Source organism: Clostridium intestinale DSM 6191, from assembly GCF_900130055.1.
Lineage (GTDB): Bacteria > Bacillota > Clostridia > Clostridiales > Clostridiaceae > Clostridium_T > Clostridium_T intestinale.
This window is the reverse complement of the sequence record NZ_FQXU01000009.1, coordinates 201,352-216,308: the sequence shown is the minus strand read 5'-3', so window position 1 is coordinate 216,308 and position 14,957 is coordinate 201,352. Positions and strand designations below refer to the sequence as shown.

The window sequence follows — 14,957 nt, the reverse complement described above, 5'->3', positions numbered from 1 at the left end:
ATTATTGATTAGCTAACTTCTTGTAAGATTCTAATCTTTCCATAGCATCTTGGTAAGTTTTCTCAAATAAAGCATCAGCTGCTTCTGGGAATGCCTTAGCAAGAGATGAGTATCTAACTTCACCCATTAAGAATTCTTTAAAGTCTTCTTTAGGTTCTTTAGAATCTAAGGTAAATGGATTTTTACCAGCATCTTTTAATGTTGGGTTAAATCTGTACATACCCCAATATCCACAATCAACAGCTTTTTTAGCTTCTAATTGAGAATTACCCATACCAGCTTTTAATCCATGGTTTATACATGGAGCATAAGCTATGATTAATGATGGACCTGGATAAGCTTCAGCTTCAGCTATAGCTTTAAGAGTTTGGTTTTTGTCTGCTCCCATAGAAATTTGAGCAACATATACATAACCATAGCTCATAGCTATCATTCCAAGATCTTTCTTCTTAGTTCTCTTACCAGATGCAGCAAACTTAGCTATAGCAGCTGTTGGAGTTGACTTAGATGATTGACCACCAGTGTTTGAGTAAACTTCTGTATCAAATACAAGTATGTTTACATCTTCTCCTGATGCAATAACATGGTCTAATCCACCAAATCCTATATCGTAAGCCCAACCGTCTCCACCAAAGATCCATTGAGATCTCTTAGTTAAGTAGTCTTTATTCTTTAATAATTCTTTAGCGAATTCGTTAGTTTCACCTTGTAGAGCTGCAACAACTCTTTCTGATCTTGTTCTAGTTCCTTCGCCACTGTTAACATTAGTTAACCAGTCTTCTAAAGCAGCTTTAGCTTCTTCAGATACACCAGCTTCTATTGCTTTCTTAGCTTGTTCTTCTAATCTTTCTCTTTGAGCTTTAACTCCTAAGAACATACCTAATCCAAACTCAGCATTATCTTCAAATAATGAGTTAGACCAAGCTGGACCATATCCTTGATGATTCTTAGTGTATGGAGTTGAAGGTGCAGATCCTCCCCAAATTGATGAACATCCAGTAGCATTAGCTACCATCATTCTATCACCAAATAATTGAGTTACAAGCTTAGCGTATGGAGTTTCTCCACAACCAGCACAAGCACCAGAGAACTCAAGTAATGGTTGCTCAAATTGGCTTCCTTTTAATGTTAATTTATTCATTGGGTTTGGTTTTGCAGCTACTTTCTTAGTTACAAAATCCCATCTTTCGATTTCAACATGTTGAGATTCTTGTGGTTTCATTAATAATGCTTTTCCAGGTGCTGGACATACTTGAGCACAGTTTCCACAACCAGTACAATCTAGTGGGCTTACAGCCATAGTGTATGATAATGGAGTTTCTGTCTTTAATGCCTTAGCTGGAACTAATTTTAATCCTTCTGGTACTGCATTCTTTTCTTCTTCGTTTAATAAGAATGGTCTGATTACAGCATGAGGACAAACATATGAACATTGGTTACATTGAATACATTTATCTGCTTGCCATTCAGGAACGTTTATAGCTATTCCTCTCTTTTCGTAAGCAGCAGTACCATTTTCAAATGTACCATCTTCCATTCCTAAGAATGCAGATACAGGAAGTTTATCTCCTTCTTGTCTGTTCATTGGTTCAACTATTTTCTTTATGAATTCTGGTACAGCAGTTACAGCAGCTTCTGCTTCTACAGCTGATTTCCAGCTTTCAGGTACATCTATAGCAACGATTGATTCGATTCCTCTATCAATAGCAGCATAATTCATGTTAACAACTTTTTCACCTTTTTTGCCGTATGATTTAACAACAGCATCTTTTAAGTACTTAACGGCATCTTCAACTGGTATTATGCTAGCAAGCTTAAAGAAAGCTGATTGCATTATCATGTTGAATCTTCCACCAAGACCTATTTCTTGAGCTATCTTAACAGCATTTATAGTGTAGAACTTAATGTTGTTTTCAGCTATAAATTTCTTATATGAAGCTGGTAATTTTGTTTCTAATTCTTCTGGAGACCATATAGTGTTTAATAAGAAAGTTGCACCTGGTTTTAATCCATCAAGTACATTGTACTTATTAACATATGATTGGTTAGAACAAGAAACGAAATCAGCTTTGTTTATTAAGTATGGTGATTTAATTGCTTTTTTACCAAATCTTAAGTGAGATACAGTTATACCACCTGATTTTTTAGAATCATAGAAGAAATATGCTTGTGCATACATTTCTGTATGATCTCCGATGATTTTGATAGCACTCTTATTAGCACCAACTGTACCATCTGATCCTAATCCCCAGAACTTACAAGCTGTAGTTCCTACTGGTGTAGCATCAATATCTTCAGTTACATCTAGTGATAAGTTAGTAACGTCATCAACAATTCCTATTGTGAATCCATTTTTAGGTTCAGCTTTTGCTAAGTTAGCATAAACTGCAGCAATATGTGCTGGATTTGGATCTTTTGATCCTAAACCAAATCTACCACCAACAACTAATGGAGCATTATCTTTACCAAAGAATGCATTTCTAACATCTAGGTATAATGGTTCTCCTGCTGATCCTGGTTCTTTAGTTCTATCTAAAACAGCTATTTTCTTAACAGTTTTAGGAATAGCAGCTAATAATCTTTCATTTGAGAAAGGTCTGAATAGTCTTACTTTAACTAAACCAACTTTTTCTCCTTTTGCTGTTAAGTAATCTATAGTTTCTTCACATACATCTGTTGCAGAACCCATAGCTATGATAACTCTATCAGCATCTGGTGCACCATAGTAATCAAAACAGTGATATTCTCTACCAGTTAATTTAGTTATTTCAGCCATGTAGCTTTCAACTGTATCTGGTAAGTTGTTGTAGTAGTTGTTAACTACTTCTCTTTCTTGGAAATAGATATCAGCATTTTGAGCTGTTCCTCTTGTTACAGGATGATCAGGGTTTAAAGCTCTTCTTTTAAAACTGTCTACACATTCCCAATCTACTAACTTAGATAATTCATCATATTCAAGAACTTCAATTTTTTGAATTTCATGAGATGTTCTGAATCCATCAAAGAAGTTTAAGAATGGTACTCTTGTTTTAATAGCTGTTAAATGGGCAACAGCTGCTAAATCCATAACTTCTTGAACTGAACCTTCTGCAAGCATAGCAAAACCAGTTTGTCTAGCTGCCATAACGTCTTGGTGATCACCAAATATGTTAAGAGCTGATGTAGCTAATGCTCTAGCTGATACGTGAAGTACTCCTGGAAGTAATTCTCCTGCAATTTTATACATATTAGGAATCATTAATAATAGACCTTGAGAAGCAGTGAAAGTAGTAGTTAATGCACCAGCTTGTAGTGAACCGTGAACTGCTCCAGCAGCTCCTGCTTCTGATTGCATTTCCATAACTTTAACTGTTTGTCCAAAGAGATTCTTTCTTCCTTGGGCAACCCACTCATCAACATTTTCTGCCATAGGTGATGAAGGAGTTATTGGGTAAATCGCTGCAACTTCGGTAAATGCATAAGCTATATGAGCTGCTGCTGCATTACCATCCATAGTTTTCATTTTTCTCATCGTGTTGACCCCTCTTTCTATTCAACTTAGATATTTATTTAATATACCTCAAAATACACATTAATTCTGAAATATATATAAACAGACTAGTTTTCTGCAAGCTTTTTTCCTAATTCCATCGCAATTTTTAGCTCATTATCTTCTGGCGATTCTTTTACAGCTAGTGTTCCTATAACATTGAATCCATAATCTTTCATTCTTAAATTCCATTCATTTATGAATTCTCCATCATCCCAACCATATGATCCAAATAAAGCAACTTTTTTATTATCATTAGGTATTAGTTTAAGTTCTTTAACAAACGGTTCCATTTCCTTTTGTTCTACTCTATTACTATCCATAGAAGGACTTCCTAAAGCTACTGCATCTGCTTCAATAACATCTGATATGTTAGCTTCTGAAACTAGTTTTATATTTACTATTGCTCCTAGCTTCTCTGCACCTTCTTTTATAGCATTAGCTAAAACCTCAACATTTCCACCATTACTCCAATAAATAATGCTAATTTTTTTCATCTTAATCACCTCTTGGTTTGTTAAAATGTTAACAAGATTGTATTTTGCTAATTTATGCCTTCTTAAAGCTTACATAAATATTATATAACAAAGGATTTATTTTGCAAGTTTCATATTATCAGTTAAGTTAAAAATTAGTTCATAATTAAAAGTATTTGGGTATTAGCCTTATATTTACGGATATTTCTCCAATATACTCTATATTGCTCGATAATTTGTCTTTATAGCTAAAATTTATTGTATATCTCTAGATTATTCTAATTTTCTTAATATTTTAATTATTCCTATTATACTAAATTCACAAACTTTTCCCAGGAAATAAAACCATCTTTCTTATCTACATAAACCACTATATTACTTTTTAATACTACCTAATATGACCTTAATTACATTATTAACTCCACTTTCCATAGAACTATTTTTTATAGTGGATATTAGCTTAGTCTTATTATTTTTTAAATCATTTATTGAGTTAATAAGAGTTGTTTCATTTAATTCCTCTTCTTCTAATGTTAAACAGAATCCAGACTTTTTAAATGAATTTGCATTAAGTATTTGATCCCCTCTACTTGCTTTTTTAGATAAAGGAATTAACAACATTGGTTTTCTTAAAGCTAAAAATTCAAAGATAGAGTTCGATCCTGCTCTTGATATAACATAATCACAAGCTTTCATAAGATGAGGAAGTTCATCAGAAACATATTCAAACTGACTATATCCTCTATAATTTTCTAGAGATTTATCTATATTTCCCTTACCACATATGTGAATTATATTAAATTCATTCAGAAGTTTTGATAGATTTCCTCTAACCGCATTATTAATTATTTGAGAGCCTAAACTTCCACCCATAATTAATATAATTTCTTTATCATCTGTAAACCCTGCTATTTTTTTACCTTTTTCTTTGTTTCCTTCTAGAATTTCTTCTCTAATAGGAGATCCAGTTAATATTCCCTTGTCCTTTTTTATATACTTAATACTTTCTGGAAACGTTACACAAAGCTTATTGCAAAAAGGTGCACTTAATTTGTTTGCAAGACCAGGAGTTATATCAGATTCATGAGCTATTACTGGTATTCCTTTCATAGTTGCCGCCATAACTACAGGTACAGCAACAAATCCACCTTTTGAAAAAACTACATCTGGTTTTTCTTTTGTCATTATTATAAACGCCTGAAATAATCCTTTAACCACTTTAAATGGATCAGAGAAATTTTTTAAATCAAAATATCTTCTAAGCTTCCCTGAGCTTATAGAATAATATTCTATATTTTCTTTTGTAATTATCTCTTTTTCTATTCCATCTTTACTTCCTATATATTTTATTTGAAAGCCCTTATCTTTAAGCTTAGGTATTAACGCTAAATTTGGAGTTACATGACCTGCAGTTCCTCCACCTGTCATTATTATTTTATACAAATAAATCATCCCCTTTTTTTTAACTTCACTCTATGAATTTTCAACTTTTTTTAATAAAAAGTCAATATTAAATACAAGCTTTTGAAAGCTTTTCCACTTTACCCTTTATTTTTATATTATAATTCTCACCAATAAGGACAACATATAATCACAATCAAATTTATTAGGAGGTGTCAATTATGGCATATAAAAAATTAGTACCAGAAGCAAGAAATGGATTATCAAAATTCAAACACGAAGTAGCAGGTGAACTTGGTGTTCAACTAAAAGACTACAATGGAGACTTAACTTCTAAAGAAGCAGGATCTATTGGTGGTGAAATGGTTAAAAGAATGGTAGAAAAGTACGAACAAAATTTATAGTAATTTTCGCAGAAAATTATTTAGTTCCTTAACAAAGCTTATAAGAATTCCGAAGAAATTTAATTAATTCTTCAAACAAAACTTATAATAAGTGCTATAAAATTATATTAATTTTTTAATATAATTATACACTTAAAATCTACCATACATTAGTTTTAGAGGAGCTTTAACAGCTCCTCTTCCTTTATTTCTATTTATTATTTAAAATCTTACCTATGTTCCACTGCTCCTATTTACCGCTTTTGCACTGTTTCTATGTTTCTATGTTTTTATGTTTTTATGCAGCAATGTTTCACTGTTTCACTGTTTCTCAGTTCCGCTGTTCCACTGTTTCACTGTTCCAAAATAGCGCTGTTCTTATGATTTTTTAAAACTTAACCTAAATAAAAAGAGACTTTTATACCAAATGTTTAGCATAAAGTCTCAATTATCTTTTACTTAATCCGATAGCTAGCTCCTGGATTAGTTCAACTAAATTCAGCTGGAGCATAAAACTCCACCTGAAAAGTTTCACTTTATAAATCTTAGTGATTCAATTTTAGCTTGTATTGTTTTGTTTCCGTTATATTCATTAATTAATGGATAATAAACTAAAGCACACTTTATATTGCAATAACTACTAGTTTCAATTTCTAATGCTTTAACTTCTCCAAAGTGTCTATTTAAAAGTTTTCTAAATTCATCACCAATATTAAATGCTATCCCAGTTATAGTTGTATTATCAAAAGAGAAGGAAACTCTTATTGAATTACGTTCATTTCCTATAAACCATATTCTTTTTAAGTATACATCTTTTTCTCCAAATAAGGGTTTAGGATTCCCTTTCCCAAAAGGAGCTAAAGCTTCAATTTCTTCTATAAGCCAATAATTTAAATTTCTAAAAGGGAGATGCATATCTATTCTTATTTCTGGTAGCATATCCTCTTCTGTTAACTCACAGTTATTAAGTAAAGCATCTCTAAGCTTAGGCAGATTTTCCTCTCTTACTGATAACCCTGCTGCCATAGGATGTCCACCAAATTTTTCGATAATGTCACTACACTTTGTTAATTCTTTGTGCATATTATATTTTTCAATACTTCTACCAGATCCCTTAGGCATTTCTTTTCCTGAAGTCATTACTATAGCAGGAGCATTATATCGCTCTCTTATTCTTCCTGCTACAATTCCAGCTAAACTTTCATGTATACTAGGCTCATATACAAAAAGAACCTTATCTTTTTCATAACCCTTATCTCTAATAATATCTATAACTTTTTCTAAACTTACATTGGTCATCTCTTGTCTTTCTCTATTAAGAGTCAATAATTTTTGCGCCAATTCATTACTTGCTTTTTCATTGTCTGACATTAATAATTCTAATGCCAAATCTGCTGTTTCCAATCTTCCTGTGGCATTTATACAAGGACCTATAACAAAACCTAAGTGATATTCATTTAATATTTTATCCTGTAGATTATTTGCTTTAATTAATGATTTAAGGCCTAAATTTTTAGTGTTATTTAATCTTTTTAAACCTTCTTTTACTATTATTCTATTTTCATTAACTAAATCAACAACATCACAAACTGTAGCTATTGCTGCTATTTCAACTAAATCTTCAACTCTAGAGGTAGCTATTCCCAATTCCTTACACAAACACAAGATAAATTTATATGCAATTCCTGCTCCACAAAGATTTTTAAAAGGATAGGAACAATCCTTTTGCTTAGGATTTACTATAGCATCTGCTGGAGGTATTTTTTCTTCATTTCTTCCATCTTCTAACTCCACAAAAGGTATATCATGATGATCCGTAACTACAACCTTCATTCCAAGACTTTTTGCATATTCAACTTCATTAAAAGCCGATATACCATTATCACAGGTTAAAATTATCTCATAACCTTCTTTATATAGCTCACCTATTCGTTTTTCATTCATACCATAACCTTCATTTTCTCTATGAGGTATATGGTATGAGACCTTAGCTCCACACTCTTTTAGTCCTTTTAATAATATGTATGTGGAACTTACTCCATCACAATCATAATCTCCATAAATCAGTATAGGCTTCTTTTCAAGAACATACTTCTTTATTATATCAATGGCAAGGTGCATATCTTTCATCATAAACCCATCTTGAAGATCATCTACAGACCCATTTATAAATAAATCAATATCTTTACTTGTTGTTATACCTCTATTAGATAAAATCTTCCCCATAATAGGATTTAATCCTAATTCCTTATAAGTTGGCTCCTCTATCTTTTTTTCCTCTCTCATTATCCATTTTTCTTTCATTTCTTCTCCTTTAGTATAAAATCTCAATAGACGGATTATTAAGAACCTTTTTAACTACATTAACAATATCCACCTGATTTATGCTTTCTAGATTATATTTAAAGTTTAGACTTTCTACTCCCTTATTAAACATAACCTCATTTGTAGTTATATACTTTGCTAGTTCAACTGAACGTTCTAGCCAAAACTCTCTTTTTAATATTAATCTTTTTTTCAAAACATCAATATCTTTTAGAGACAGCTTTTCTAAGTTTTCAACAGATTTTTTTAAGGTCTCATTTATTGAGGAAATAGTTTTATTAATATTTTCTTTTGAAGTGGAAGTATTTATTGAAAAAACTTCTATGCCTTTTTCTTTTTTAACAGATGAAGATATATCATAAGCATATCCATTTTTAGTTCTAACTTCTTCAAAAAGTAAAGAACTCATTCCTTCCCCTATAAATAGTGAATATAGGCTTAATGCTTCTAACTCTTCGTAAGTTAAGTCATTTATGTTAAAAATATATTGTATTTTAGCTCCATTAAAACCTTGAACCTCTTTATAATAGGTTCCTGACTTATTATTTTCTTCTGGAAACTTTGGCTTATTATATTTACTACTTTTAATAGTGAAGTTTTTTAATATAGCTTTTATATCATCAATTCCTAGTGAGGATATTATGGTTATTACACAATTATCTCCTAGGTAATATTCTTCATAAAAGTTTTTAAGTTCTTGTAAGCTAATGTTTTTTATAGATTCTTCTTTCCCTATAATCATTTCCTTAATTCTTTTTTGATTATAGGAATTATAAAATAGTTCATCTTCGCAATATTGCTCGAAATCTTCCTTCCACTCTTTCCATTCCTGAAGTATTACATCCATTTCTTCCTTGAAGCCTTCTTTTTTAAAGCTTGGCTCAATAATTATATCTCTAAAAATACTAAATCCTTCTTTAAAATCATAGGAAGAACAACTTCCATAATATATTGAGTAAGGATAGTTCGTCATAGCATTATTGAAGGCAAATATCTTATCTAAACTTATGTTTATTTCTGCTTCAGTTCTGTTTTTAGTTCCTTTAAACAGCATATGTTCTAATGCATGAGCTACACCATAATTATAACCAATCTCATTATTTGCACCAGCTTCAAAGCCTATACAAAATGAAGTCATATCTCCTTGTATTTGATTATATATTACTCTGACACCATTATCTAATTTAAATCTTTCCATAACATATCTCCTGTTATTAAATAAAAGAAACCTTGCTTTAGCAAAGTTTCTTTTATGACTATATTTTTTCTTTAAGCAAGTTATAAACCATGCCTTCTTTTAAGTTTTCTGCCTTATCTTCTGCACCGAAGTAATTTAATATCTCATATGCAAAAGCTAATGTTGTTGCAGGACCTCTACTAGTTAAGATGTTTTCATCTCTAACAACTAAGTCCTCTTTATATAAGCTATGTTCTAATTCGTCTTTAAAGCTTGGATATGAAGTTACACTTCTACCACTAACTATGCCAGCCTTTTCTAAAACTATTGGTGCAGCGCAGATAGCTGCAACTAGTTTACCAGAGGCATAAAACTCTTTAACTAGTTCTATAACTTTAATATCTTCCCTTAAGTTTTTAGCACCAGGCATTCCTCCTGGTAAGATAACTCCATCATAATCAAAGAAATTACCCTCTGTTATACTTTTGTCTGCCTTTACTACAATGTCATGAGATCCTCTAACTTCTAATTCCCCTAATGCTACCATGTGACATTCGAAATCTGCTCTTCTTAAAACATCCACAACTGTTAATGCCTCAATTTCTTCGAATCCATCAGCTAACATAATTATAAGTTTTTTCATAAAAACCTCCTCTTATTTGAAAACAACCTCTTTAACGCTATCTTCTAGTACTATGAGCATTAAGCTATTTCCTCTTCCTGCTCTGTTTTGAAGTTTTAACTCTTCTAAGGCTACTTCCTTCTTTTCCTTATTTTTTGAAGTAATAATCAGCTTTTTAATATAATTATACCCACATTTTTCGCCATTTACAATTAGGGTTGATAAACATTTTCCTGATACTACCTCATCTTCATCTTTTAAGGATATCCCTGTAACTCCTGATGCTAGTTTTCCCATAGCATTTACTGTATTACCTTCAAACAATATTCCCATAGCTTTTTTCGTTACTATAAGTATATTAGGGTTTTCCCCATCTATTGAGGTTGATACAATACTATCTTTAGTTGTTTTTAATTTGTATCCTTGCACATTATTATAATCTCCTTTAAATTCTTTTAAAGAAGTTTTCTTAATTAATCCATTTTTAGAGAAGAAGTATACATATTCTTGTTCATAATATTCACTTACAGATACTATGTTAATTATTTCCTCCTCTTTATCAAAGGAATCTACTAATTTATCAAGATGTATTTCATTTATCTCTTGAATCTGTGCTGCTTTTAGTTTAAAAACTTTACCAAGGCTTGAGAAAATCAATATATCATCATTTGTATTAGTGCGAGCTTTCATTAGTGATGCTGGAAGTTTACCATCTTTACTTATTTTTATATTACCTTTTTTATCTATTCCAACAATAAAGTCTAAAATATTATATTCACTTACATATTCAGTTTTAACTATCTCATCTTTTCCCGGAAGTAAACACAGTGCTTGAGGAATAATATTTCTCTCAACTGCTTCAAGTTTAGGTTCTTCAACTGTGAAAACTAATCCATTTTTAGTTTCAATTTTTAAAAACTCTTCTTGTTTATTTTCTTCTATGCGTGTTACGTTTAAAAGCTTATCACCATCTTTTAATTTAAGAGCTTGAAGTTTTGTATATCCACTTATAAATTTATCTAAAGTGCTCTTTTTTATTCCACCATTAGTGGTTATAAACTTAAATAAATTATTAGGTGTAAAGTTATCTATTGAAAAAGCTCCTACTATGTTTTCTTTATCTAAATTGATGGTTTTTATAATTTCATCTATTCTAACGCCCTTATCTTTCCACTTCATATCTGGAATAGCATCTATTTTTACTTGATACATGTATCCAGTGTCCGTAAATAAACCTAATGAATCTCTGGTATTACCATTTAAAGTATATGTTAAGAAGTCACCTTCTCTATACTCTATATCCTCTGGATCAGCATTAATTCTAGCATAGGTTTTTAAAGGAATTCTTTTAATAAATCCATCCTTAGAAAGCGTTATAACAACATCCTCTACCACAATTAACTCTTCTATATCTATTTTACCTTCATTTTCATCATGGATGATTTGAGTTCTTCTTGGATTTGCAAACTTTTCTGATACTTCTAAAAGCTCTGCTTTAATTACTTTTAATAATTCTTTTTCTTCTGCAAGAATCTTTTTTAATTTCTTTATTGTTTTTTCAAGCTCTTTATATTCTTTTTCAAATATATTTATTTCTAGCCCTGTTAATCTATATAACATCAATTCCAATATAGCTTCAGCTTGAGGTTCTGTAAATCCAAATTTATTTATAAGATTTATTCCAGCATCCTTTTTAGACTTGGAAGCTCTTATTGTTGCTATTACCTCATCTAAAACATTAATTGCTTTTATAAACCCTTCAACTATGTGGAATCTCTTTTCAGCATTTTCTAATTCCTTTGTGGTTCTTCTAGTTATTACTTCTTTCTGATGATTCACATAATGAGTAATTATAGATTTAACTCCTAGTGTTTCTGGTTTTCCATCTGCTAGTGCAACCATGTTAAAGCTAATATTACATTGAAGATCTGTTTTCTTAAATAAATATTTTAATATTTTATCAGCTGCCTCTTCATCTGAAGCTTTTCTTAATTCTATAACAGCCCTAATACCAGTTCTATCTGATTCATCTCTAATATCTGTTATAGCTTCTAAGGCTTTAGCATGTCTCTTATCACCAGTCATTTCAGATATTGTTTGAAGTAACTTCGCCTTATTTCTTCTAAATGGGAATTCTGTTATTACAATTCCTACTCTTCCATTCTCTAGCTTCTCAATAGAAGTTTTAGCTCTTAGAACTACCTTTCCCTCTCCAGTTTCATAGGCAGTTTGTATAGATTCTCTACCTATGATAACTCCTCCAGTTGGAAGATCTGGTCCCTTTATGTAATTCATAAGGTCCTTTGTTGTTATTTCATTATTATCGATATAGGCTAAAGTTCCATCAATTACTTCTTTTAAGTTATGTGGAGGTATATTTGTTGCAAGACCTACAGCTATACCAAATGTCCCATTTACTAAAAGATTTGGATATTTTGCAGGCAACACCCTTGGCTCCATTTCACTATCTGAATAGTTAGGAACCATTTCCACAACATCTTTATCAATATCTCTTAACATTTCCATAGCAATTGGTGCCAGCCTAGCTTCTGTATAACGCATTGCAGCCGCCCCATCACCATCTATAGAACCCCAGTTTCCTTGTCCATCAATCAATGGTTCTCTAGTAGTAAAGTTCTGAGCAAGTATTACCATTGCATCATATACAGATGAATCTCCATGAGGATGGAATTTACCTAATATATCTCCAACTATTCTAGCTGACTTGTAGTAAGGTCTATCTGGATATGCTTTTAATAAATATGCTCCATATAATATTCTTCTATGTACAGGCTTTAAACCATCTCTAACATCTGGTAAAGCTCTGTCTTTGGCTACTTCTATAGCATATGGCAGGTAATTATCTGGCATTGCTTCTTCTAAAGGTACTCTAACTATATTATTATCCTGTGGTATTTCCGTCTTCTTTTTAGCCATTCCCGTCACCCTTTCTTAAAACTCTCCGTACTTATACATATATTTCTTTCTTGGTTCAACTACATCACCCATAAGCAATGAAACCATTTTTTCTGCTTTTGCTGCATCATCTATAGTAACTTGTAAAAGGGTTCTAGATTCAGGATTTAAGGTTGTTTGCCATAATTGCTCTGGATTCATCTCACCCAATCCTTTATATCTTTGTATAAGAGCACCTTTACCTATTTCTTTTTTTGCTTTTTCTAGTTCCTCATCTGAGTAGGCATATTTATGAACTTCTCCACTTCTAGTATTTTTATATACTTTATATAATGGAGGTTGTGCTAAATATAAATGCCCGTTTGCTATAAGTGGTCTCATATATCTATAAATGTATGTCATCCACAAGGTTCTAATATGATATCCATCAACATCAGCATCACTCATGATTATAATTTTATCATACTTCATATCTTCTTCTTTATAGTTATCTAAAGTTCCTGTTCCTATTGCTGTATTAAATATCTTAAGTTCTTCTGAAGCTAAAACATTCTCTAGTTTCTGCTTTTCGGTATTCATTATTTTACCTTTAGATGGCATAATAGTCTGGAATCTTCTATCTCTTGCTTGCTTAGCAGAACCACCAGCTGAATCTCCTTCAACTACAATAAACTCGTTAACAGTTTTGTCTCTCATTGTACATACAGCTATTTTTCCGGCTAATGGAGCTGTACCTTTTCCTATTTTCTTTCTTTCGGCTTCATTAATCTTTTTTATTTTCTCTCTTCTAGCTGCTGCATCTAAAGCGTTATTAATAATAGATGTTGCAATCTCTTTGTTATCCTCAATCCATTCACAAAGTTTAGTATAAGCTAAATCATTCATCATGGTATAAGCTTCATTATTGCCTAACTTAGTTTTTGTTTGTCCTTCGAATATAGGATTTGTTATTTTTATTCTTACAATAGCAGTCATACCTTCTCTTAGGTCATCACCTTCAAAATCCTTATCCTTTTCTTTAACTAAATTAAGTTTTTTAGCCCATTCCTTAAAGGCCCTAGTCATTCCTGTTTTAAATCCAGTTTCATGAGTACCAGCTTCTGTTGTAGGTATATTATTAACATAGCTAGCTATATATTCTGTTGTAGAGTCTGTAAACTGAATACATATCTCTCCATACATATTAATGCTTTGAGCGCTTCTTTCTCCATCGAATATTATTGGTGATGGATGAAGTGGAGTCTTACTCTCATTTAAGTATTCTATAAAATCTAATAGTCCTCTTTCAGAATAATATTCTTTTACTACAGCTTCTTCTTTTCTTTCATCTCTAAACTCTAATCTAATTCCCTTATTTTGAAAGGCTAGTTCTTTTAATCTTTCATCTATTACATCAAATTTAAAATCTGTGGATGTAAAAACCTCTGTATCTGGTAAAAAAGTTACCTTAGTGCCAGTTACATTACTTTTTCCTACTTCTTTTAAAGGATGAACTGGAGTTCCAGGCATATCCTTTTTTAATTCTTTGTCAAAGGTATATTCAAATCTTTGAAGATACTTTTTACCCTTTTGACTAACTTCAACTTCTAGCCATTTTGATAATGCATTTACTACAGCTGCACCAACTCCATGAAGTCCTCCTGATGTTTTATAGTTTTCATTATCAAACTTTCCTCCTGTGTGAAGCTCTGTATACACCATCTCCACACCTGACTTCTTTTTTATAGGATGTATTCCTGTAGGAACACCTCTCCCATTATCTATTATAGTAACGCTTTTATCTTTATTTAAAACTACAGTAGCTTTATCACCATATCCATTTGATATTTCATCAATTGCATTATCTAGTATCTCCCATACACAATGGTGCAAGCCTTTGCTTCCTGTAGAACCTATATACATTCCTGGTCTTACTCTAACTGGTTCCAATTTCTCTAAAGATGTTAAAGAGGTCACATCATACTTATGCATACTACTTTCTTTACTCATTCTTCCCCTCCGTACTTCCTCATTAAGTCATAAATTTATATTTTAAATTATTATCTACACTTTAAGATATTCGAAATTTTTATTAGTTTATTTATAATATGTTCACTAGATAGTAAAAAATATACCTAATTTTCTCCCC

General features: G+C 31.4%; 9 protein-coding genes. 1 reads left to right on the top strand and 8 read right to left on the bottom strand.

Annotated elements, in window-relative coordinates; all coding sequences use genetic code 11:
* Position 1 precedes the first annotated feature (1 nt).
* From nifJ to BUA92_RS15260, 3 genes are all read right to left on the bottom strand, one after another.
* On the bottom strand, positions 2–3,511 hold the full coding sequence (gene nifJ / locus BUA92_RS15270) for a pyruvate:ferredoxin (flavodoxin) oxidoreductase (protein WP_073020887.1): 3,510 nt from the start codon (positions 3,509–3,511) through the stop codon (positions 2–4).
* Between the two features lie 86 nt (positions 3,512–3,597).
* Complete coding sequence (locus BUA92_RS15265) at positions 3,598–4,026, bottom strand: flavodoxin (protein WP_073020886.1); 429 nt, start codon at positions 4,024–4,026, stop codon at positions 3,598–3,600.
* Positions 4,027–4,380: 354 nt separating this feature from the next.
* On the bottom strand, positions 4,381–5,454 hold the full coding sequence (locus BUA92_RS15260; RefSeq protein WP_139259355.1) for an undecaprenyldiphospho-muramoylpentapeptide beta-N-acetylglucosaminyltransferase: 1,074 nt from the start codon (positions 5,452–5,454) through the stop codon (positions 4,381–4,383).
* Positions 5,455–5,627: 173 nt separating this feature from the next.
* On the opposite strand from BUA92_RS15260, the gene BUA92_RS15255 reads away from it, so the two are divergent.
* On the top strand, positions 5,628–5,810 hold the full coding sequence (locus tag BUA92_RS15255; RefSeq protein WP_073020884.1) for an alpha/beta-type small acid-soluble spore protein: 183 nt from the start codon (positions 5,628–5,630) through the stop codon (positions 5,808–5,810).
* A 510-nt stretch (positions 5,811–6,320) separates the two neighbouring features.
* Here the strand turns inward: BUA92_RS15255 and recJ are convergent.
* The 5 genes from recJ to BUA92_RS15230 are packed head-to-tail and all read right to left on the bottom strand — an operon-like array spanning position 6,321 to position 14,818.
* On the bottom strand, positions 6,321–8,093 hold the full coding sequence (gene recJ / locus BUA92_RS15250; RefSeq protein ID WP_073020883.1) for a single-stranded-DNA-specific exonuclease RecJ: 1,773 nt from the start codon (positions 8,091–8,093) through the stop codon (positions 6,321–6,323).
* Positions 8,094–8,103: 10 nt separating this feature from the next.
* On the bottom strand, positions 8,104–9,312 hold the full coding sequence (locus tag BUA92_RS15245) for a M16 family metallopeptidase (RefSeq protein ID WP_073020881.1): 1,209 nt from the start codon (positions 9,310–9,312) through the stop codon (positions 8,104–8,106).
* Positions 9,313–9,370: 58 nt separating this feature from the next.
* Positions 9,371–9,934, bottom strand: a complete 564-nt coding sequence (locus tag BUA92_RS15240; protein WP_073020880.1) for a DJ-1 family glyoxalase III — start codon at positions 9,932–9,934, stop codon at positions 9,371–9,373.
* A 12-nt stretch (positions 9,935–9,946) separates the two neighbouring features.
* The gene (locus BUA92_RS15235; protein WP_073020878.1) at positions 9,947–12,850 is read right to left on the bottom strand and encodes a DNA topoisomerase IV subunit A; all 2,904 of its coding nucleotides are present in this window, start codon (positions 12,848–12,850) and stop codon (positions 9,947–9,949) included.
* A gap of 15 nt (positions 12,851–12,865) precedes the next feature.
* A complete protein-coding gene (locus tag BUA92_RS15230; RefSeq protein WP_073020876.1) occupies positions 12,866–14,818 on the bottom strand; it encodes a DNA gyrase/topoisomerase IV subunit B in 1,953 nt (650 codons plus the stop codon).
* Positions 14,819–14,957 lie beyond the last annotated feature (139 nt).